Here is a 20,567-nt window from a genome sequence, read left to right on the forward strand (position 1 = left end):
GGTCGGAACCGTCGTCCGTGAGCGACCTCGGCAAGATCGATCGGGCCTTCTTCGATCGCCACGTCGCGCCGAACCTCGGCGCGGATCGCAACGACGTCGCCCTCGGTCCCAGCCACGGCGTCGACTTCGGCGTCCTCGATATCGGCGGGCGGGCGCTGGTGACCGCGACCGATCCGGTGTCGATCCTGCCCCCGCTCGGGTTCGAGCGGGCGGCCCGGTTCGCGCTGGACCTGATCCTCGCCGACGTGGCCGTCAGCGGCGTGGCCCCCTCGCATCTCTCGATCTGTTTTACCCTCCCCGAGACGATGACCGACGCGGAGTTCGCGACGATCTGGGAGACGATCGACGCCGAGTGTACCGACCTCGGCGTGTCGATCGTCACGGGACACACCGCCCGGTACTCGGACCCGTCGTACCCGTGGGTCGGCGCGGCGACCGCGATGGGCGTCGGCGACCACGACGCGATCGTCCGCCCCGACGGGGCCCGCGACGGCGATCGACTCGTGCTGACGACCGGCGCGGCCGTCGAGGCCGTGGGCCTCCTGAGCACGCTCTTTCCCGACCAGATCGACCTTCCCGCGGACGACCTCGCGGCCGCCCAGGACCGGCTCGACGAGGTCTACGCCGTCCGCGACGCCCTTACGGCGGCGGCCGGTCCCGTGACGGCCATGCACGACGTCACCGAGGGCGGCCTCGCCGGCGCACTCAACGAGATGGCCGACGGTGCCAGGGCCCGGTTCGCGATCGATCGCGAGGCGGTACCGATGCGCCCCGGCGTCCGCGAGGTGTGCGACCACCTCGAGATGGACCCCTGGGCGGCCACGAGTTGCGGATCGCTCCTGATCGCGGTCGATCCCGGCGGCGTGGACGACGTGCTCGCCGCGCTCGAGGAACGAGGGACGGTCGCCGCCGAGATCGGACGGGTCGAGTCGATCGGGGCCGCCGATCGAGACGCGGACGCCGACGGCAAGGTGCTCGTCGACGGCGACCCGCTCGAACACCCGAGCGTCGACCCGTCGTGGGCGGCTTACGCCGAACTCGCGCGCGAGTAACAGTCTCCGCTCCGGGTACGCCGACGTTACGACTCTTCCAGGTACTGCAACACGCCCGCCACGTCGCCCTCGAGCCCCACACTGCCCCACTCCGATCGGAGTTCGTTGGCAATCGCGATCGGGTCGTCCGGATCGTCGACGGCGTCGGCGGCCCCCTCGACTGCCGCGACCCACTCCGGGAGCATACGCTCGTAGGTCTCGAGGCGAGCCATCGCGGCGGTGGCGACCCCGAAATGCGGGTAGCAGTTGACCGCGGGGTCGAGGCCCTGCAGTCGCTCGACGGTCGCGACGGCGTCCTCGAGGTCGAAACTGGGCGGTTGCGTCGTCGGGTAGACCGCCCCGTCGAACAGCATACCCGCCGCATCGGCGGTGAACAGCACCCCCGTCGTCCCGTCGAAGAACGCGGCCTGGTGCGGCGCATGCCCTGGTGCGTCGTGGACCGAGAGCGATCGATCGCCGAGGTCGATCGCGTCGCCGTCGCCGAGCGGCCGGGCCCGATCGGCGGGGACGAGGTCCGGGTCGCCGTAGGGTTCGGGCATGCCGATAGCCTTCTCGACGCCGCGTTTCAGCGTCTCGAGCAGGTCCGGGTCGGTGAGGAAGTCGATCCCTCGCTCGTGGCAGTGGACCGTCGCGTTCGGACACGCGGCCGCCAGTTCGCCCGTTCCGCCCGCGTGATCGAGGTGGACGTGCGTCGGGACGAGGTGCGCGACGTCCTCACTATCGATGCCGAGGTCGTCCAGCGCGGCGAGCACTTCGGCCGGCGTAGTGTCTGCCGTCCCGGTGTCGATCACCGCCGGCTCCGGCGTGTCGAGTACGTAGACGGCGAGCTGACCGGCCTGGTGGAACATGCGGCCGTCCACCTGGTAGACGTCGTCGGTCCCGGGGACGCGTTCGATGACGGGGTCACGATCGGTCACGGCGGGACGATCGCACTACGGCGACTTGAACCTACTGCGGCGATCGACGCGGTCGGGGGTTCCGGTCCGAGCGACGGCGGCGGTCCGCGATCGGACCATCACCGCTTTGTATAACGGAGGAATACATCCACTCATGAAGACGCCAGTACCCGAATCGCGTCCTGTGGCGCTGACGATCGCCGGCAGCGACTCCGGCGGCGGGGCCGGGATCCAGGCCGACCTCGCGACGATGGCGATCCACGGGGTCTTCGGTACGTCGGCGATCACCGCCGTCACGGCCCAGCACACGCGCGGTGTCGAGTCCTCGTTCGTCCTGCCGGTCGAGGAGGTCGCGGCGCAGATCGATGCGGTCACGGACGACTTCGCCGTCGGCGCGGCCAAGACCGGCATGCTCGCGACGACCGAAATCGTCGAGACGGTGGCCGACTACGCGGCCGAGTTCGACTTCCCGCTGGTAGTCGACCCCGTGATGGTCGCGACGTCGGGCGATCGACTCCTCGAACCGGACGCCGAACGGGCCTACGAGGACCTGTTCGCCGAGGCGGCGATCGTCACCCCAAACGCCGACGAGGCCGCGGTCCTGACCGACGTCGCGGTCGAGGACCGATCGAGCGCGCGCGAGGCGGGCGAGGCGCTCCGCGAAATGGGTGCCGACGCCGCGCTCGTCAAGGGCGGGCACGTCCCCGGCGACACCGTCCGAGACGTGCTCGTGACGGCCGAGGGCGCGACGACGTTCGAACACGAGCGCGTCGACACCGACGCGACCCACGGCTCCGGGTGTACGCTCGCGGCCGCGATCGCGTCTCGTCTGGCCCGCGGAGAGGACCTCGAACCCGCTGTCGAAGGCGCGACAGACTTCCTCGCGCGGGCGATCGAGCACCACTACGACGTCGGCCGGGGCCCCGGCACGGTCAACCACTCCGTGACGGAGGCAGCGGACGAATGAGCGGAATCGACGCCGACGTCGGCGTTATTCTCCCCCAGTACGGCACCGATATCGGAACGGTCCGCGACGTCGCGATCGAGGCGGAGTCGCTCGGCTACGACGCGGTGTGGCTCGAGGACCACTTCCAGTCGTGGATCGGCGACCCCCGTCGCGGCGCACACGAGTGCTGGACGACCCTCGCCGCGATCGCCGAGGCGACCGATCGGGTCCGCGTCGGCACGCTGGTCACCAGCCAGTCGTACCGACAGCCCGCGCTGCTGGCCAAGATGGCGACGACGGTCGATCGCGTCAGCGACGGGCGACTCGACCTCGGTCTCGGCGCGGGGTGGTACGCCGACGAGTACGAGCGCTTCGGGTACGAGTTCCGGGACCCCCCGGCGAAGCGCATCCGGCGCCTCGCCGAGACGATCGAGATCCTGCGGGGACTGTGGACGAACGAGACGTACAGCCACGAGGGCGAGTACCTCGACGTCGACCTCGTGGACGCGTTCTGCGAGCCCCGACCGGTGCAGGACCCGCACCCGCCGATCTGGGTGGGCGGCGGCGGGGAGGAGTTCACCCTCCGGTACACCGCCGAACTGGCCGACGGCTGGAACTACGGCACCCTCGACCCCGAGGGATTCGCGGAGAAACTCGACGTACTGGGCGGCTACTGCGACGCGAAGCGGTTCGAAGAAATCGACAAGTCCGCCGAACTGTTCGTCTTCGTCGGCGAGACGACCGACGCGGCCGCGGAGAAACGGGAGCGGTTCAGGGCCGAGTACCTGCCCGGCGAACCGACCGAACCCCGCGAATTCTTCCTCTCGGGCTACGTCGAATCGGCGCCGACGGGGACGCCGGCGGAAGTGCGCGATCGGCTCGGCGAGTACGTCGATGTCGGGATCGAGACGTTCATGCTCGCGATCCCCGGTGCGACGGCCGAGGGCGACGAGAGCCTGTCGCTGCTGGCCGACGAACTGCTCGAGTAACTCGCCGCCACCCGAACGATCTTTCCCGTCGTACTCGATACCGAGGAACATGGTCGAGAATCCGTTCGACGTCGAGATCCGCGTGGGCGAAGTGCTCGAGGCCGAGTCGTTCCCGGAGGCGAACAAGCCGAAGATGACGAAGCTCTGGATCGACCTGGGCGACGAACACGGCGAGATCCAGTCCGCCGCCCAGCTGGATCACCACTACGACCCCGCGGACCTCGAGGGTCGACAGGTGCTGTGCGCGACGTCCCTCGGCTCGGTCCGGATCGCCGGCTTCAAATCCGAGGCGCTGACCGTCGGCGTCCCCGACGAAGACGAGTATCCGGTCCTCGTCGAACCCGAGGCGGACGTGCCGCTCGGCGGCCTCCTGTTCTGAACCGCGCAATCGCTGCGGTACGGACAACCTGTAGACGGGTCGGCCCTAAAAACAACTAACTTATGAGTGATCGTGAATATCACCCGCCATGAACCGCCGACGGCTGCTCGCGGTCGGTGCGATAGTATCGCTCGCCGGCTGTTCGACCACGGTCGAGCGGAGCGTCGACTCAAATCCGGACCCCGAAGACGTGATTCGCGACGCGATCGAGACGCGCAAGGGCGTCGACTCGATCGCCGGCCGCCGGACCGTCACCGCCGAGTCCGCCGAGACCGACGGCGGCGAGATGAAGCGGACCGAACGCATCTACGAGCGACCGCCGGCGAACCAGCGCCTCGAAGTGCTGGACGCGACGAACGCCGTAGTCTCGCCGGGAACGGTCACGGTGACGACCCGACCGATCACGTGGGAGTACGACCCGACCGAGAACGAAGCCATCAAACGCCACCATCCACACCGGGTGTTCGCCGATCGGGTGCGACTCGTCCTCGAGGACGTCCTCGAGGAGTGCTGTCTCACGTACGAGGGAACCGACACCGTCGCCGGACGAGAGACCCACGTGATCGAGGTCGCGCCGCCCGCGGACGCCGACGTCGAGCGATCGATCGACATCCTCGTCGGGGATACGAGATACGTCATCCCGCTGGAGGAGGTACCACAGGAGGAACTCGACGACGCCGAGGTGATCCGGACGATCTACATCACCGAGGAGGAGCGGTACCCGATCAAGGAACGGAACGTGGTTACGACCGGGGAGACCGAACTCCACAGCCTGACCGCCGCCTTCGAGGAGGTAACGATCGACGGGGACCTCGACGACGAGGTGTTCACGTACGATCCGCCGGCCGACGCCGACGTCTCGGTGACCGGACTCGAGCCGGAAGGAATCTACGACTCGCCAGCGACCGCCGAGACCGTCGCCCCGTACGACCTCCCCGACCCCGACCTCCCCGAGCCGTACGAACTCGATCGGGTCACGGTGGTCGAGACGGACGCGCGCACGACGACGACGCTGTGGTATCTCGACCCGGAGTGGCCCGAACGGGAGATCTACGTGAGCGTCCGGGACGAGCCACGGTTCAACGAGGACGTCCTCGAACGCGTCGAGGTCAACGATCACGAGGGGTTCTATCGCGACGGCCGTGTCGAGAGCGTCTTCTGGAACTGCGGCGGCCTGAGTTACGAGGTCTCGAGCCCGGACGTCGCCGAACCGGTCGTCGAAATCGCGGAAACGATCGACTGCGACTGACCGCGACCGGCCGGCCGCGCGGTGGCGATCGGGATCCGGGGAGCGATCGACTGGTGTCCGGGGACCGACGGTCGATCGACCCCCGTGGAAAGACGCGGTAGACCTAACTGGCGGTGCGAGAGAGTCAACGTATGAGCGGCGAGTCGGCAGTGCGGGACGAGGGGACGAACATCGACGGCGATACGCCCCTCGTCGAATCGACCGTCGAGACGGACGAGGCGACGATCACTGACGAGTCGGAACTGGAACGGACGCTCGGCCTCTCGGGCGGACTCGCGATCGGAATCGGGACGATGATCGGGGCGGGGATCTTCGTCTTCCCCGGGCTGGCGGCGGGCAACGCGGGTCCGGCCGCGGCCGGTTCGTTCGCGATCGGCGCGGTCGTCGCCCTGCTGGTCGCGTTGCCGACCTCCGAACTCGCGACGGCGATGCCGAGAAGCGGGGGCGGCTACTACTACATCTCCCGGGGCCTGGGGACGCTCGCCGGGACCGTCGTCGGCCTCTCGCTGTGGTTCGGACTGGTGTTCGCGACGGCCTTCTACCTCGTCGGCTTCGGCTACTACGCCGTCGACACGCTCGCCGAACTCGGGATCGCGGTCGGCGATCGACTGGTCATCCCGATCGCGGTCCTGTTCGGTGCGGGCTTTACCGTCCTGAACGTCACGGGGACGGAGAACGCGGCGAAACTCCAGAACGGGATCGTCGCGCTGTTGCTGTCGATCCTGATCGCGTTCCTCGGGTACGGCGGGCTCGACGCGATCGGGCTGATCGGCGAGTCGGCAGCGCCGGAGCAGTTCGCGCCCCTCGGTGCGCTGCCCGTGGTCACGACGGCCGCGCTCGTGTTCACCTCGTACCTCGGCTTCGCGCAGGTGGCGACCGTCGCGGGGGAGATGAAAGAGCCCGGCCGGAACCTGCCGCTGGCGATGGTCGGCTCCGTGCTCGTCGTCGGCGTCCTCTACGTGGTCACGATCTTCGTCGCGACGAGCGCGTTCGGGAGCGAGACGCTCGCCGGGTTCGGCGAGACGGCGATGGTCGAGGTCGGACGCCACTACCTCGGTTCGATCGGGGCGTTCGCGATCGTCTTCGGCGGGTTGCTCGCGACGATGTCCAGCGCCAACGCGTCGGTCCTCAGCACGTCGCGCGCCATCTACGCCGTCTCGCGGGACGCCCTGTTGCCGCGGGGCGCGAGCCGGATCAACCTCCGCTATGGCACCCCGCACGTCGCGCTGGGGATGGCCGGGGGCCCGATCCTCGTGCTGACTGCGACCGGGCGCGTCGAGTTGCTCGCGGAGGTCGCCTCGTTCCTGCACCTGCTCATGTACGGGCTGATCTGCGTCGCGTTGATCGCGCTGCGCCGGGACGAGCCGGAGTGGTACGATCCCGACTTTCGGGTGCCCGGCTACCCCGTCGTGCCGGCCCTCGGCGCGATCGCCAGCTTCGCGCTGATCGCGTTCATGCAACCCGCGTCGCGGTACGTCGGGATCGGAATCGTGATCGCGACCGCCGGGTGGTACGCCTACTACGCCCGGGACGTCGACCTGAAGGGGGCACTATGACACGGATACTCGTTCCACTGGCGATACTGGAGGGTGAATCGATCTCGGCCGGGCTAGCGTCGCTGCTCGAGCCGATGAACGTGACCGTGCTGGGCTACCACGTCCTGCCCGAGCAGACGCCGCCGGACCAGGCCCGAGTACAGTACGAGGAGCGCGCCATCGACGCCCTCGAGGACCTCGCGACGGAAGTCGGGGCGGACGACGGGACCGCCGACTATCGCCTCGTGTTCACCCACGATCGGGAACAGACGATCGATCGGGTCGCCGCGGAGACGGGAGCGGACGTCTACGCGATTACGGGCGCGACCGGTCCCGTAGACCGACTCCTCGTGGCGCTGACGGGGGACGTCGCCGTCGAGCGGATCGTCTCGTTCGTCGCGGACCTGGTCGGCGACCGAGAGATCGGTGCGACGCTCTTCCTCGCGACCGACGACGAGGAGGGCGGTCGGGAACTCCTCGAGATGGCCGCGACGCCGCTTGCCGATCGCGGGATCGACGTCCGGACCGACCTCGCGATCGACGAACCACCGTTCGAGGCGCTCATCGACGCCGCGGCCGACCACGACGCCGTCGTGATGGGCGAACGGGCCCCGTCACTCCGATCGCTCGTCTTCGGCGAGGAAGCCGACCGCGTCGCCGCCGGCTCCGTCGGCCCGGTGCTCGTCGTTCGACGGCAGGAAGAGGGCGCCGAGGAGACCGCCGATCGGCCGTCCGAGGCCGCGCCCGATCGGCCGGCACGCGACGGCGAATCGTGACCGACCTCGCGGCTCCGATCACCCGTCCGCTCCGTCGTCCTGCTCGAGGTACTCTCCGCGGATCACGAGCACTGGATCGACCGTGTCCCTGGCCAGCGTCTCCGCCCGATCGCGGAAGATGAACCGACGGATAGAGGGACGGCTCTCGCCGACGACGAGCAGGTCGTGGTCGGCCGCGGCGTCGAGGATCTCCCCGGTCGGCGAGCCGTCGACGACGAGCGAGGTGTCGATCCGGCCGCGGTCGACGCCGGTATCGGCGAGCGCGTCGACCGCATCGTCGAGGAGATCGGTGCCACGGTCCCGATCGGCTTCGTCGGAGACGACGTGAAAGTACGTCACCGTGAGGTCGGTGCCGTCCACCAGTGCCCCGAGGAATCGGGCGATGTACTCCAGGTTGACGTCGCCGCGGACGGCGACGAGCACCGATTCGAGCACTGGTGCGGGATTGAGAAGCAAGACCGCGTCGCACTCGGCCTCGACGGCGACGCGTTCGAACGTCTTGAGGCGATCGTGGGTGAAGACGAGTCGGGACGTGACGTCGAGACAGCCGGCGTCTTCGAAGACGGTCACGAGTTCGTCGAGTTCGGCGCGGGCACGGTCCTCGTACTGCTCGCGTGCCTGGTCCGTCCCGGTCTGGTCCGGAATCTCCCGGTAGCCGAGCAGGACGACCGGAACCGACGCGAACGCGTCGACGACCGTCTGGGGTACGCTTTCGCCGCCCAGGACGTCGATCGGGACGAGCACACGGTGGTCACGGGGGCGAGCCATTGTAGGCGGGTCGAAGGACGTACGACGGCGAGGGTAATAGATCCCCGTACGACCGCGTCGAAGAGTGTCACAGCCGCTGTCACGTAAACGAAGACCGTCCCGGGCCGATCACTTTCACCGCGGATCCCGCAGGGTTTTTGTCGTGGCCCGCCAGTCACCGACCATGACCGAGGCGACGGGAATCGTCGGCGAGTTTCTCTCCCTCAAAGAGGGGACCGACGCCGACGTGCTGGCGATGCAGTGTGGCGACTTCTACGAGTTCTTCGCGGAGGACGCCGAGATCGTCGCCGACGAACTGGACCTGAAAGTCTCGCAGAAGTCCTCGCACGGATCCTCGTACCCGATGGCGGGCGTGCCGATCGACGACCTCACGCCGTACCTCAAGGCGCTCGTCGAACGCGGCTACCGGGTGGCCGTCGCCGACCAGTACGAGACCGAGAGCGGCCACGCACGCGAGATCGTCCGCGTCGTCACGCCCGGCACGCTGCTGGAGACGACCGACACCGACGCCCAGTACCTCGCGGCCGTCGTCGACGCCGAGCGCCTGTCGTCGAACGGCCGCGGCCGTGGTCGATCGGACGAGGCTGGCTACGGCCTCGCGTTCGCGGACGTGACGACCGGGCGCTTCCTCGTCGCCGAGGCCGACGACGCCGACGCGGCGCTGACGGAACTGTACCGGTTCGATCCCGTCGAAGTGCTACCGGGTCCCGCGGTCCGATCGGCCGACGACCTCCTCACCGAGATCCGCGAACGGGTCGACGCGACGCTGACGCTCCACGAGACGGAGGCCTTCGCACCCAAGCGGGCCGCCCACGCGACCCGCGAGCAGTTCGGCCGCGAGACCGTCGATCGGCTGTCCGTCGGCGAGGCGACGATCGCGGCCGCCGGCGCGATCCTTTCCTACGTCGAGGAGACCGGCGCGGGGGTGCTGGCCTCGATGACGCGCATCCAGGGCCACCACGGCGACGATCACGTGACGCTGGACGCGACGACACAGCGCAACCTCGAACTGACCGAGACCATGCAGGGTGACAGCGACGGCTCGCTGTTCGCGACGATCGACCACACCGAGACCAGCGCGGGGCGGCGGCTCCTGAAGGAGTGGCTCTGTCGGCCCCGCCGCTCGCTCGAGACCCTCGAACGGCGCCAGGCGTCGGTGGCGGCACTCTCGTCGGCGGCACTGGCCCGCGACGAACTGCAGGAGACCCTCGGCGCGGCCGCCGACCTCGAACGGCTGGCCTCGAAGGCCACCCACGGGAGCGCCGACGCGCGGGACCTGCAGTCGGTCGGCGAGACGCTGGCCGTACTCCCCGCGATCGCCGAGATCATCGCGTCGACGCCGGGGCTGGCCGACTCGCCGCTCTCGGAAATCGTCGATCAGCCCGACCGGGAGGTCGCCGACGAGTTGCGGGCGACGATCGAGGAGGCGATCGTCGACGATCCGCCGTCGACGGTGACCCAGGGCGAACTCTTCCAGCGGGGGTACGACGACGATCTCGACGCGGTGATCGAGCGCCACGAGGACGTCCGGGAGTGGCTCGACGGCCTCGCCGAACGCGAGAAGCGCCAGCACGGCCTCTCGCACGTGACCGTCGATCGGAACAAGACCGACGGTTACTACATCCAGGTGGGCAAGTCCGCCGCGGACGGCGTCCCGGACCACTACGAGGAGATCAAGACGCTGAAGAACTCGAAGCGGTTCACGACCGACGAACTCGAGGACAAAGAGCGGGAGATCCTCCGCCTGGAGGAGCGCCGCGGCGACCTCGAGTACGACCTCTTCGAGGAGCTCCGCGAGACGGTCGCCGATCGCGCCGAACTCCTGCAGGACGTCGGACGGACGCTCGCGACGATCGACGTGCTCGCGAGCCTCGCGACCCACGCGGCCGAGAACCACTGGGTCGAACCCGACCTGCACCGGGGCGATCGGCTCGAAATCGAACAGGGGCGCCACCCGGTCGTCGAGCAGACGACGGAGTTCGTCCCGAACGACGTGCGCCTGGGGCCGGCGGCTACGGCCGCCAGCCGAGAACGTGCCAGCGGGCGCACAGACCAGGACCGCGGCTTCCTGGTCGTAACGGGGCCCAACATGTCCGGGAAGTCGACTTACATGCGCCAGGTCGCTGCGATCGTTCTGCTGGCCCAGATCGGCAGTTTCGTCCCCGCGAAAGACGCCGAGATCGGGCTGGTCGACGGCATCTTCACCCGCGTCGGCGCGCTGGACGAACTCGCGCAGGGCCGATCGACGTTCATGGTCGAGATGAGCGAACTCTCGAACATCCTCCACGCCGCGACCGAAGACTCGCTCGTGATTCTCGACGAAGTCGGCCGCGGGACCGCGACCTACGACGGCATCTCGATCGCCTGGGCCGCGACGGAGTACCTGCACAACGAAGTGCAGGCGAAGACGCTCTTTGCCACGCACTACCACGAGTTGACCGGACTGGCGGAGAAACTCCCCCGCGTCGCGAACGTCCACGTCGCGGCGGACGAACGCGACGGCGACGTCACCTTCCTGCGAACCGTCCGGGACGGCCCGACCGATCGCTCCTACGGGATCCACGTCGCCGATCTCGCGGGCGTCCCCGACCCCGTCGTCGACCGCGCCCGGGACGTGCTCGATCGACTGCGCGAGGAGAAGGCGATCGAGGCCAAGGGCGGCGGTTCGAACGAACCCGTCCAGACGGTGTTCGACGTCTCGAGCGGCCAGTTCCGCGGGCCGGCCAACGCCGACGGCGGTGAGCCGAGTGAAACGAGGCGATCGGCGGAAGACCGTCGGTCTTCCGGAAGCGAGCGACCCGCCGACGAACCCGGTGACGCGATCGACCCCGAAACTGCGGCCGTGCTCGAGGACATCGAGTCGATCGACGTCAACACGACGCCGCCGGTCGAGCTGATCGCGAAAGTCCAGGAGTGGCAAGAGCACCTGGAGGACTGACGGGGACTCCCGATCGCCGTCTCGAAGACGCGCGTTGTCCCGCACCGGTCGACACGACAGTCGGCTTTCCCGTCGTTCCGGCGGCCCAAAGGTTCATTCGAGCCGATACGCAACAGGCAGTATCGCGATGGCAGGCGACGACGAGCGCGGCGACCGTCGACGGCGCCACCAGGAGGTGATTCTCGACCTGACGACCGACGCGGATGTCGTCGGCGGGAACTTCGAGGCCGCCGCCCGGACGATCACGGAAACCGCGACCGAGATCGTGTCCTCGACCCGCGTCAGCATCTGGCTCTTCGACGACGACGGCGATCGGCTCCGCTGTGTCGATCGGTACGACCGGCGAACGGGCGAGCACGACGCTGACGGGGAGATCGTCGCAGCCGACCACCCCGCCTACTTCGAGGCGCTCCACACCCACCGGTCGATCGACGTCACCGACGTCCGATCGGACCCGCGAACGCGGGGCCTGATCGCGGACTACCTCGAGCCCCGGAACATCGTGTCCCTGCTGGACGCGACGCTTCGCGTCGAGGGAGACGTCATCGGCGTCGTCTGTCACGAACACGTGGGGACGACCCGGGAGTGGACCGACGACGACGTGCAGTTCGCAAGCGACGTCGCGGACGTCGTCCATCGGGCTCTGCGGAACCACCGGAGCGTCCGCCAGCGCCAGGAACTGGAGTTTCGCTGGTCGCTACTCAAGGCCCAGCAGGAGGCGATTCCCGACGGCGTCCTCGTCGTCGACGGCGACGGCGAGATCCTCTCGTACAACGCCCGGTTCGAGGCGCTGTGGGACCTCCCGGAGGCGGTACTCGAGACGGGGACCGGCGACGACGTCTTCGAACACGTTCGCCAGCAGGTGGCCGCCCCCGGGGCGTTCGCCGAGCAGGTCGAACACCTCGTCGAGACGCCGACCGCGACGTCCCACGCGGAGGTCGCGCTCGCGGACGGCCGAACGTTCGAACTGTACTCGACGCCGGTCCGCGGTGACTCCCGTCAGTACGGCCGCCTCTGGATGAGCCGCGAGATAACCGACCGCAAAGCGCGGGAAACCGAACTCGAACTGAAAAACCGGGCAATGGACGAGGCCCCGATCGGAATCACGCTCAGCGACCCCGATCGGTCGGACAACCCGCTCGTCTACGCGAACGACCAGTTCGAGCGGCTGACCGGCTACGCGCGATCGGCGGTGCTCGGACGGAACTGCCGGTTCCTCCAGGGCGAGGGGACGGCGGCCGAACCAGTCGCGGCGATGCGTGCGGCAGTCGAGACCGAGGAGCCGACCACGGTCGAACTCCGGAACTACCGAAACGACGGCAGCGAGTTCTGGAACCGGGTCACGATCGCCCCGGTGAGCGACGACCAGGGGACGGTGACCCACTACGTCGGGTTCCAGCAGGACGTCACCGACCGGAAGGAAGCGACCCGGCAATTACGGGTGTTACACCGGGTGTTACGTCACAACCTCTCGAACCAGCTGGGTGTGGTCCGCGGGACCGCCGAACAGCTCGCCACCGAGACGAGCGGCGAGGTCGCGACCGCGGCCACCACGATCGTCGACGAGATAGACTCCCTGCTGGCGGTGACCGACAAACACCGTGAGATCGTGCGGCTCCTGAGCGAGCGGCCGGCACCCGACCCGGTCGACGTCGACGACGTCCTCCGTCCCGCACTCGAACGCGTCCGCACGGACCACCCCCGTGCGGCGCTCGCCGTCGAGCACTCGATCGGCGACACCGTCCTGGCGATTCCAGCCATCGAAACGGCGTTCGGGGAACTCCTCGAGAACGCGGTCGTCTACAGCGAGGCGAACGAGCCGACCGTCGAGGTCGGCGTCGATCGAGGACCCGAGACCGTGCGGGTTCGAATCGCCGATTCCGGTCCCGGTCTCCCCGAGGCCGAAGCGGAGATCCTCGCCGGCGACCAGACGGTCGAGCCGCTGTATCACGGCCTCGGGATGGGCCTCTGGCTGGTGTACTGGATCGTCACCCTCTCGCGGGGCTCGATCACCGTCGTCGAGACGGGGTCGGCGGGCACCACGATCGTCGTCGAGTTGCCACGCGTCGACGCCGACTGAGACCCGGCAGCGACGGGCGGTCGGTCGCTCTCGAAACGACCGCCCGTCCGATCGTCGATCGCGTCCGGAGCGCGGGCGACTGGCGTGCTTTTGCCGATCGGGACCGTAGACGACGTATGCGAACACGAGTTACTGCGCTCGCCTCGGTCGTCACCGGGCTCCTCGCGGCCTGGATCGGCTGGGGGCTGTACGTGATCACGACGACCGAACGCGTCCCGTCCGAGACGCTCGATCGCGACGGGGCGTTCGAACGCCGACGGTATCCGGCGACGGTCCTGGTCGAGACGACGGCACCGGACGAGCGGACGGCGTTTCGACGCCTCTTCCGGTACATCGGCGGCGACAACGGTGCGAACGACGAGATCTCCATGACGGCACCCGTAACCACGAGCGGCCGCGCCCGCTCGCCGCCCGCACCGGGTCAGTCGAGCCGTCGCGACGGCGAGTCGGTCGCGATGACCGCACCCGTCCGGACCGAGCGGGCGGACGAGGCGGTGACGATGGGGTTCTTCCTCCCGCCGGAGTACACGCTCGAATCCGCTCCCGCGCCGATCGATCCCGACGTGCACCTCGTCCTCGAGCCCCCTCGAACGGTCGCCGCCTACCGGTTCTCCTGGTACGCGACGGCCGGTCGGGTCGAGCGAGCGCGCGACGCGCTCCTCGCGAAACTCGACGATCGAGGGCTCGAACCCCGGGACGATCCCGTCCTGCTCCAGTACAACGATCCGTGGACGCCGCCGTTCATGCGCCGGAACGAAGTGGCCGTAACGCTCGAGAACTGAGCGCGGCGGGCGTGCGATCGGTGCGACCCCCCGCGGACGAGTGTAAATCGTTCACTCGAGTTGCTTTGTTCTCGAACGGCGTACGACGTACGACAGTTTTTGGCTTCCACCGGAAATTCTATGGCGTCAGGGGACGCCAGTCCCACCATGCACGAACCGGACTTCGGCGTCGCGGGACAGACCGCGATCGTCACGGGTGCGAGCCAGGGTATCGGACGCGCGATCGCCGAGACGCTCGCGGCGAGCGGCGCGAACGTCGCGATCTGTTCGCGATCGATCGATCGGGTCGGCCCGGTCGCCGAGGAGATCAACGCCGCCGAGGACGCGGGCGAGGCGCTCGCCGTCGAGTGCAACGTCCGCGAGCGCGAGCAGGTCCAGGACCTCGTCGATCGCACCGTCGAGGTGTTCGGCGACATCGACGCGCTCGTGAACAACGCCGGCGGGGAGTTCGTCGCGCCGTTCGAGGACATCTCGGAGAACGGCTGGAACTCGATCGTCGACCTCAACCTGAACAGCACGGTCCACTGCACGCAACTCGCGGGCGAGGTGATGCGCGAGGGTGACGGCGGCGTCATCGTCAACCTCTCGAGCGTCAACGGCCAGCATCCGGCCCCGAACGAGAGCCACTACGGCGCGTCCAAGGCGGCGATCATCCGCCTGACCGAGACGCTGGCCGTCGAGTGGGCCGACGACGGCATCCGCGTCAACTGCGTCGCGCCCGGCCTGATCCAGACCCCCGGCGTCGCGGAGACGCTGGGCATCCGGAGCGAGCAGATGCCCGATCGCGAGGAGACCGATCGGCGGATCGGCCACAGCGAAGAGATCGCCGACATCGTCCAGTTCCTCCTCAGCCCCGCCGCATCGTTCATGAACGGCGAGACGGTGACCGCGAAGGGCGTCCCGCGGCCGGACAACTCCTTCGACGTCGATCTCGGCCTCGAATAGGACTACAGTAATTCTCCGTGTCCCCGGGAAGGCGTAGGAGACAATTCCAGGCCGTCGCGAAGACCGCGAAAGACCTAATCAGCCGCTTTGGCTATGGAGTAACGAACTCCGGCGCGCGATCTGCGGGCAACGAACGGGGCCGGAGACACCAAGTGTCGGTCCGAGAAACTGAACAGGAGTGATGGTGTTCGAACCCGCGCTGGCGGAGCTGTCGGCGTCGAACCGGTCGGTGTACGGTCCGACATCCTTTCGCGATTACGTCACACGGCACGCGATCGAGGCGAGCCCCCGGACGCCACGGTACATTTCGGTCGATTCGCTCGCGGACCTCGCACCCGAATTGCGCGAGGCGGGCGTTACGGTGCTGCGGGCCGGGTCAGCCCCCGACGGGACGGGAACGGGGTTCGTCCTCGTCGACGGTCCGAACGGCGTCGGGGACTTTTTCCTCCGCGACGAGGCGTGCTTCGCCGGTCGATCGATCGATCAGTTTTCGAGCCCGATCGACGACGAGCGGCTGGTGAGCTTTCGGTTGCTCCCGAATCTCTCGGAAACGTCGCTCGTCAATCTGGCGCTGGCCTCCGGGGTACTCTCCGAGGCGCTCGCGCTCGATACGTCGGGTTCGTTGACCCCGCCGGCGACGGGACGCTCGACGTTCACGTTCGAGTTTCGCCCGCACCGTGAGCATCCGGCGCTGCTCGAGCACCGAAACGGACAGGTCGAGATCGATACGCTGTTCGCCGAGCGGCGAAACGGCGAGCGAACGCTGTTCGTCGTCGAGGCCAAGACCGGCCCTCGAGCGTCTCTCGCGAAGCACAAACTCGTCTATCCGGCGCTGGCGCTCGCTGAAAGCGTCCCGCCGGAGATTCCGATCGTGCCAGTCTACCTGCGGTGTCGGCGGACGGACGGAGCGATCGCGTTCGAAGTCGCCGAGTGTACGCTTCCCGATCCCCGCGAGTCGATTCCGGGCGTCGACGAACTCGCTGTCGAGCGGACGCGAGTGCTCGAACTCGAACGGTGAGTGTCGGGCCGAATCGGGAGACACGCAAGTACTTTTCCGATCCGACTCTCTACAGAGACCAGTGAACGCGACTCGAGTGCCGTTGGCGCGAGGGGTCAGCAATCGAGTTCGACGAGAGTAAGACACCACAATGACCGACAAAACGACCATCCACGAGCTAGACGAGGACACCGTCGCCCGGATCGCCGCCGGCGAGGTCGTCGAGCGACCAGCCAGCGCGGTGAAGGAACTCGTCGAGAACAGCCTCGACGCGGGTGCCGAAAGCGTCGACGTCACCGTCGAGGAGGGCGGCACGGAACTGATCCGGGTCGCGGACGACGGCCGCGGGATGACCGAGGCGGACGTCCGCGCGGCCGTCCGCCAGCACACGACCAGCAAGATCGAGGGCCTCGAAGACCTCGAATCCGGCGTCGGGACGCTGGGCTTTCGCGGCGAGGCCCTGCACACGATCGGGTCGGTCTCCCGCCTGACGATCCGATCGCGGCCGCGCGACGGGGACGACGCGGGGACGGAACTCGTCTTCGAGGGCGGCGACGTCGTCTCGGTCGAACCGACCGGCTGTCCCGAAGGAACGATCGTCGAAGTCGCGGATCTCTTCTACAACACCCCCGCACGCCGGAAATTCCTCAAGACGACGGCGACGGAGTTCGCCCACGTCAACCGGGTCGTCACGCGCTACGCGCTGGCCAACCCCGACGTCGCGGTCTCGCTGACCCACGACGGCCGCGAGGTGTTCGCCACGACCGGCCAGGGCGACCTGCAGGCCGCGCTCCTGTCCGTCTACGGCCGCGAGGTCGCGTCGTCGATGATCCCGGTCGAGGCCGACGGCGACGACCTTCCGCCCGGGCCGCTCGAGTCGGCCTCCGGACTCGTCTCGCATCCCGAGACGAACCGATCGAGTCGGGAGTACGTCGCGACCTACGTCAACGGCCGCGCCGTGACGTCGGACGCGATCCGCGAGGGGATCATGGGCGCGTACGGCACGCAACTGGGGAGCGATCGCTACCCGTTCGTCGTCTGCTTCCTCGACGTCCCCGGCGACGCCGTCGACGTGAACGTCCACCCGCGCAAGCGCGAGGTCCGGTTCGACGACGACGACGCCGTCCGCCGGCAGGTCGACGCCGCGGTCGAACGCGCACTGCTGGACCACGGCCTCCTGCGATCGGGAGCCCCGCGCGGCCGATCGGCCCCCGGCGAGGCCCGCCTCGAACCCGGGACGCTGGAGGACACGGCGAGTCGATCGACCGACCCCGATTCGACCGATCGAGCGGGCGGGGCGGCCGAGACGCCGGCCGATCGCGACGCCGCCGATCCGGCGACCGATCGCGGACCGACGCGATCGTCCGCGAGCGAGCCGGGGTCGTCCCCGCCGGCGGACACGGCCGAGAGTCCGGCAGAGAATGGGTCGGGCACGACGGACCGGCCGGACGTGATGGACGAGACGGACGCGACGGCCGGGACGGACCCGGAGACGACGGGCGAGGGACGGTCTCGATCGACGCGAGAGCCGAGTTCCACCGCCGGCCCGAACGAAACAGCGTCCGCGGACCCGGTGGAATCGGCCGATTCGGCCCCTGGCGCCGATTCCCCGACGGGAGTCGACGACGAATCCGACCCCGGATCGGAGCCGTCGCACGCACCGGAACCGGACCGCACGCACGCCGCCGATCGCGCACACGGGACCGATCGAGCGTCGGGCCGGAAGTTCGACGGGCCGACCGAACAGCGAACGCTCGCGGGCGAGACGGCGACGGGCGCGGAACCGGCGTTCGATACCTTGCCGCCGCTCCGGGTGCTCGGCCAGGTCCACGACACCTACCTCGTCTGCGAACTGCCCGACGGAATCGCGCTGATCGATCAGCACGCCGCCGACGAGCGGGTCAACTACGAACGGCTCCGGGACGCCTTCGCGGACGATCCCGCCGCGCAAGCGCTCGCCTCCCCCGTCGAACTCGAACTGACCGCCATCGAGGCGGAGGCGTTCGAGAGCTACACCGAAGCGCTCGAACGACTCGGCTTCTACGCCGATCGGGTCGACGATCGGACGGTCGCGGTGACGACGGTCCCCGCGGTGTTCGCCGAGACGCTCGATCCGGACGGCCTCCGGGACGTCCTCGCGTCGTTCGTTCAGGGCGATCGCGAGTCGGGCGCCGAGACGGTCGACGCGCTGGCCGACGAGTTCCTCGGCGACCTCGCGTGTTACCCGTCGGTGACGGGGAACACGTCGCTGACGGAGGGATCGGTGGTCGACCTGCTCGAGGCGCTCGACGACTGCGAGAACCCCTACGCCTGTCCGCACGGCCGGCCGGTGATCGTCGAGATCGACGAGACCGAGATCGAGGAGCGCTTCGAGCGGGACTACCCCGGCCACGGCGGCTGACCCGCGGCTCCCCCCGTCACGGAAGCCGCTCCGATACCGCGACCCGCCGGTATTCCGCTACTCCGTTTCGGTGTGGTTGAACTCCCACCAGATTCCGCCGAGAACGAGCGCGAGGATCGCGAAGAGCACCGCGAGAGCGAGGCGCGCCGACAGACCGGCCAGTTCCGCCTCGACGAGGCCGCCGGCCCAGCCGACGATCAGCACGAGCAACCCGGTGGCTGCGATGGCGAGAATCGCCAGCCGATCGGTCAGTTCACTCATGGGCGTTCCTCAGTCGACGAGCCGAATAACGACGAAGCCTGCGATCGAAGCCCGGCGGCCGCGTCGACGGATCCGACGGGGTATAGTAGCAACTGAAAGTCAATGCAGACCTGATCGCAGGACGGCTGTGCGATCAGTGTGTAAATCGTTTCAGTTGCTACTATTGCTCGCCCGTTCGTGGCGATAGAGCCAGATCGCACAGGCGAGCGCGATCGCGCCGGCGACGGTCGCGATCCCGAACGCGACCCGGTAGCCCGTCTCGGTGTAGACGCGGACGCCGCCGACGAGGTCGCCCGTCCAGTAGGCGTCGAGCGCCCACCCCATCACGGTGGGGAGCATCGCGGCGCCGAAGAAGCCCGCACCGTTGATCGTCCCGGTCGAGACGCCGCTGGCGCTGCTCGGGTGGCGCTCCTTGACGATCGTGTAGGTGAGGACGAAGGTGCCGAGCAACACCCCCGCGAGGAAGAACGACGAGCCGACGACCCACAGCGGCGGATCGCCGGTCGCGGCGATCACGCCCAGCGCGCAGACGAACGCGACGGCCCCCGCGAGGACGAGTTCGACGCGCCGCCCGAGCCGATCGGAGAGCCAGCCGATCGTCGGCGGGCCGACGGTGGTCCCGATCCCGCCGAGCAGAGTGAACACCGAGGCGTATGCGACCGAGACGTCGTAGGTCTGGACGACGTACGGGACCCCCCAGAGGCCGAACAGAGTGAGGTTCACGCCGGTCGAACAGAACAGCAGGACGCTGACGACCCAGATGTAGGGATCGCGGAGGACGGCCGACAGGTTCCGCCGGAGTTCGGCGTTGGTCAGCGAGGGCTGTCCGGGAACGCCCTCGATCGGGTCGAACCCCGCGTTCGTCGGGGTGTCGCGCACGAACAGGTAGACGACGATCGAGAAGAGCAGGCCGAAGACGCCGAGACCGCCGATCGCGGCTCGCCAGCCGACGGCGTCGACGGCGAGCGCCAGCGGGGTCGTCGCGAGCATCCCCCCGAACCCGGAGGCGGCAAAGCCCAGGCCGCTCATCGTCGCGAACTCGTCGGCCCGGTACCAGCTCGCGCTGAATCGGAGGAGACAGACGAAGATCACGCTCCCGCCCAGCCCGACGAGGCCCCGGGCCGCCATCGCCGCGAGGTAGCTGTCCGCGAGCGCGAACCAGATCGCCCCGAGATTCATCACGATTCCGCCCGCCGTCGCCGTCCGCCGCGGGCCGACGCGATCGGCCAGGACGCCGGTCGGAATCTGCATGACGGCGTACACCCAGAAGAACATCGCGTGGAGCGTGCCCAGTTGTGCACCGGTGGTCCCGAACGCGACCATGAGATCCTCGGCGAGCACCGCGGAGGAGAGCCTGTTGACGTTGACGATCAGAAAGACGACGGCCAGAATCGCCCACAGGAGCCACCGTCGTCGGAGCGGATCGCGCCAGAGTCGCATTCGTGCCGGATCGATCCCGGAGGATTGAAAACATTGCACAAGCGGAAAGCCGAGCCGGGTTCCACTGTGCTGTCGCCGCGTCGGCATCAGCCCGTCACGTCGGTCCGCGACGGCCACCGACAACGGGAGGGCG

General features: G+C 68.7%; 16 protein-coding genes and 1 pseudogene. 13 read left to right on the forward strand and 4 right to left on the reverse strand.

The features are described 5' to 3' along the window. The first annotated feature begins 17 nt into the window (after positions 1 to 17). A complete protein-coding gene (locus MUN73_RS10620; RefSeq protein ID WP_250140441.1) occupies positions 18 to 1,052 on the forward strand; it encodes an AIR synthase family protein in 1,035 nt (344 codons plus the stop codon). Positions 1,053 to 1,078: 26 nt separating this feature from the next. On the opposite strand, the gene MUN73_RS10625 is transcribed toward MUN73_RS10620, so the two are convergent. Continuing rightward, entirely contained in the window at positions 1,079 to 1,969 is an 891-nt protein-coding gene (locus MUN73_RS10625) for an MBL fold metallo-hydrolase (RefSeq protein ID WP_250140442.1), read from the reverse strand. A 133-nt stretch (positions 1,970 to 2,102) separates the two neighbouring features. Here MUN73_RS10625 and thiD point away from each other — a divergent pair. The 6 genes and pseudogenes from thiD to MUN73_RS10655 form a co-directional block, all read left to right on the forward strand. Next, a pseudogene (thiD, locus tag MUN73_RS10630) lies at positions 2,103 to 2,894 on the forward strand (bifunctional hydroxymethylpyrimidine kinase/phosphomethylpyrimidine kinase); the annotation flags it as partial. 17 nt (positions 2,895 to 2,911) lie between these two features. Continuing rightward, positions 2,912 to 3,883 carry an LLM class flavin-dependent oxidoreductase gene (locus MUN73_RS10635; protein ID WP_250140443.1) on the forward strand — a complete coding sequence of 324 codons (972 nt, stop codon included), beginning with the start codon at positions 2,912 to 2,914 and terminating at the stop codon, positions 3,881 to 3,883. A gap of 49 nt (positions 3,884 to 3,932) precedes the next feature. Then, positions 3,933 to 4,262, forward strand: coding sequence for a tRNA-binding protein (locus tag MUN73_RS10640; RefSeq protein WP_250140444.1), 330 nt, complete (start codon positions 3,933 to 3,935; stop codon positions 4,260 to 4,262). Positions 4,263 to 4,350: 88 nt separating this feature from the next. Beyond that, entirely contained in the window at positions 4,351 to 5,511 is a 1,161-nt protein-coding gene (locus tag MUN73_RS10645; RefSeq protein ID WP_250140445.1) for a LolA family protein, read from the forward strand. Between the two features lie 131 nt (positions 5,512 to 5,642). Continuing rightward, positions 5,643 to 7,067, forward strand: a complete 1,425-nt coding sequence (locus tag MUN73_RS10650; protein WP_250140446.1) for an APC family permease — start codon at positions 5,643 to 5,645, stop codon at positions 7,065 to 7,067. After that, the gene (locus MUN73_RS10655) at positions 7,064 to 7,822 is read left to right on the forward strand and encodes a universal stress protein (protein WP_250140447.1); all 759 of its coding nucleotides are present in this window, start codon (positions 7,064 to 7,066) and stop codon (positions 7,820 to 7,822) included. The genes MUN73_RS10650 and MUN73_RS10655 overlap by 4 nt, the downstream gene beginning before the upstream one ends. A gap of 18 nt (positions 7,823 to 7,840) precedes the next feature. Here the strand turns inward: MUN73_RS10655 and MUN73_RS10660 are convergent, their stop codons facing one another. After that, positions 7,841 to 8,590, reverse strand: a complete 750-nt coding sequence (locus tag MUN73_RS10660) for a universal stress protein (protein WP_250140448.1) — start codon at positions 8,588 to 8,590, stop codon at positions 7,841 to 7,843. Positions 8,591 to 8,753: 163 nt separating this feature from the next. Here MUN73_RS10660 and mutS point away from each other — a divergent pair, with 163 nt between their 5' ends. The 6 genes from mutS (at position 8,754) to mutL (ending at position 18,733) form a co-directional block, all read left to right on the forward strand. Next, a complete protein-coding gene (gene mutS, locus MUN73_RS10665) occupies positions 8,754 to 11,528 on the forward strand; it encodes a DNA mismatch repair protein MutS (protein WP_250140449.1) in 2,775 nt (924 codons plus the stop codon). A gap of 127 nt (positions 11,529 to 11,655) precedes the next feature. Continuing rightward, the gene (locus MUN73_RS10670; RefSeq protein WP_250140450.1) at positions 11,656 to 13,608 is read left to right on the forward strand and encodes a PAS domain-containing protein; all 1,953 of its coding nucleotides are present in this window, start codon (positions 11,656 to 11,658) and stop codon (positions 13,606 to 13,608) included. A gap of 116 nt (positions 13,609 to 13,724) precedes the next feature. Then, on the forward strand, positions 13,725 to 14,390 hold the full coding sequence (locus MUN73_RS10675; protein ID WP_250140451.1) for an SOUL family heme-binding protein: 666 nt from the start codon (positions 13,725 to 13,727) through the stop codon (positions 14,388 to 14,390). A gap of 147 nt (positions 14,391 to 14,537) precedes the next feature. After that, a complete protein-coding gene (locus MUN73_RS10680; protein ID WP_250140452.1) occupies positions 14,538 to 15,335 on the forward strand; it encodes an SDR family NAD(P)-dependent oxidoreductase in 798 nt (265 codons plus the stop codon). Between the two features lie 181 nt (positions 15,336 to 15,516). Further along, positions 15,517 to 16,353 carry a DUF6997 domain-containing protein gene (locus MUN73_RS10685; protein WP_250140453.1) on the forward strand — a complete coding sequence of 279 codons (837 nt, stop codon included), beginning with the start codon at positions 15,517 to 15,519 and terminating at the stop codon, positions 16,351 to 16,353. Between the two features lie 130 nt (positions 16,354 to 16,483). After that, positions 16,484 to 18,733, forward strand: coding sequence for a DNA mismatch repair endonuclease MutL (mutL, locus tag MUN73_RS10690; protein WP_250140454.1), 2,250 nt, complete (start codon positions 16,484 to 16,486; stop codon positions 18,731 to 18,733). Positions 18,734 to 18,790: 57 nt separating this feature from the next. Here the strand turns inward: mutL and MUN73_RS10695 are convergent, their stop codons facing one another. After that, positions 18,791 to 18,994 carry a hypothetical protein gene (locus tag MUN73_RS10695; protein ID WP_250140455.1) on the reverse strand — a complete coding sequence of 68 codons (204 nt, stop codon included), beginning with the start codon at positions 18,992 to 18,994 and terminating at the stop codon, positions 18,791 to 18,793. A gap of 150 nt (positions 18,995 to 19,144) precedes the next feature. Further along, positions 19,145 to 20,434, reverse strand: coding sequence for an MFS transporter (locus MUN73_RS10700; RefSeq protein ID WP_250140456.1), 1,290 nt, complete (start codon positions 20,432 to 20,434; stop codon positions 19,145 to 19,147). Positions 20,435 to 20,567 lie beyond the last annotated feature (133 nt).

Source organism: Halosolutus amylolyticus (genome assembly GCF_023566055.1).
Lineage (GTDB): Archaea > Halobacteriota > Halobacteria > Halobacteriales > Natrialbaceae > Halosolutus > Halosolutus amylolyticus.

Excerpts from the sequence above, each read along its gene's own strand:
- MUN73_RS10635 (WP_250140443.1), top strand. The coding sequence starts at position 2,912 with ATGAGCGGAATCGACGCCGACGTCGGCGTTATTCTCCCCCAGTACGGC.
- MUN73_RS10640 (WP_250140444.1), top strand. The coding sequence starts at position 3,933 with ATGGTCGAGAATCCGTTCGACGTCGAGATCCGCGTGGGCGAAGTGCTC.
- MUN73_RS10645 (WP_250140445.1), top strand. The coding sequence starts at position 4,351 with ATGAACCGCCGACGGCTGCTCGCGGTCGGTGCGATAGTATCGCTCGCC.
- MUN73_RS10650 (WP_250140446.1), top strand. The coding sequence starts at position 5,643 with ATGAGCGGCGAGTCGGCAGTGCGGGACGAGGGGACGAACATCGACGGC.
- MUN73_RS10655 (WP_250140447.1), top strand. The coding sequence starts at position 7,064 with ATGACACGGATACTCGTTCCACTGGCGATACTGGAGGGTGAATCGATC.
- MUN73_RS10660 (WP_250140448.1), bottom strand. The coding sequence starts at position 8,590 with ATGGCTCGCCCCCGTGACCACCGTGTGCTCGTCCCGATCGACGTCCTG.
- mutS (WP_250140449.1), top strand. The coding sequence starts at position 8,754 with ATGACCGAGGCGACGGGAATCGTCGGCGAGTTTCTCTCCCTCAAAGAG.
- MUN73_RS10670 (WP_250140450.1), top strand. The coding sequence starts at position 11,656 with ATGGCAGGCGACGACGAGCGCGGCGACCGTCGACGGCGCCACCAGGAG.
- MUN73_RS10675 (WP_250140451.1), top strand. The coding sequence starts at position 13,725 with ATGCGAACACGAGTTACTGCGCTCGCCTCGGTCGTCACCGGGCTCCTC.
- MUN73_RS10680 (WP_250140452.1), top strand. The coding sequence starts at position 14,538 with ATGCACGAACCGGACTTCGGCGTCGCGGGACAGACCGCGATCGTCACG.
- MUN73_RS10685 (WP_250140453.1), top strand. The coding sequence starts at position 15,517 with ATGGTGTTCGAACCCGCGCTGGCGGAGCTGTCGGCGTCGAACCGGTCG.
- mutL (WP_250140454.1), top strand. The coding sequence starts at position 16,484 with ATGACCGACAAAACGACCATCCACGAGCTAGACGAGGACACCGTCGCC.
- MUN73_RS10695 (WP_250140455.1), bottom strand. The coding sequence starts at position 18,994 with ATGAGTGAACTGACCGATCGGCTGGCGATTCTCGCCATCGCAGCCACC.
- MUN73_RS10700 (WP_250140456.1), bottom strand. The coding sequence starts at position 20,434 with ATGCGACTCTGGCGCGATCCGCTCCGACGACGGTGGCTCCTGTGGGCG.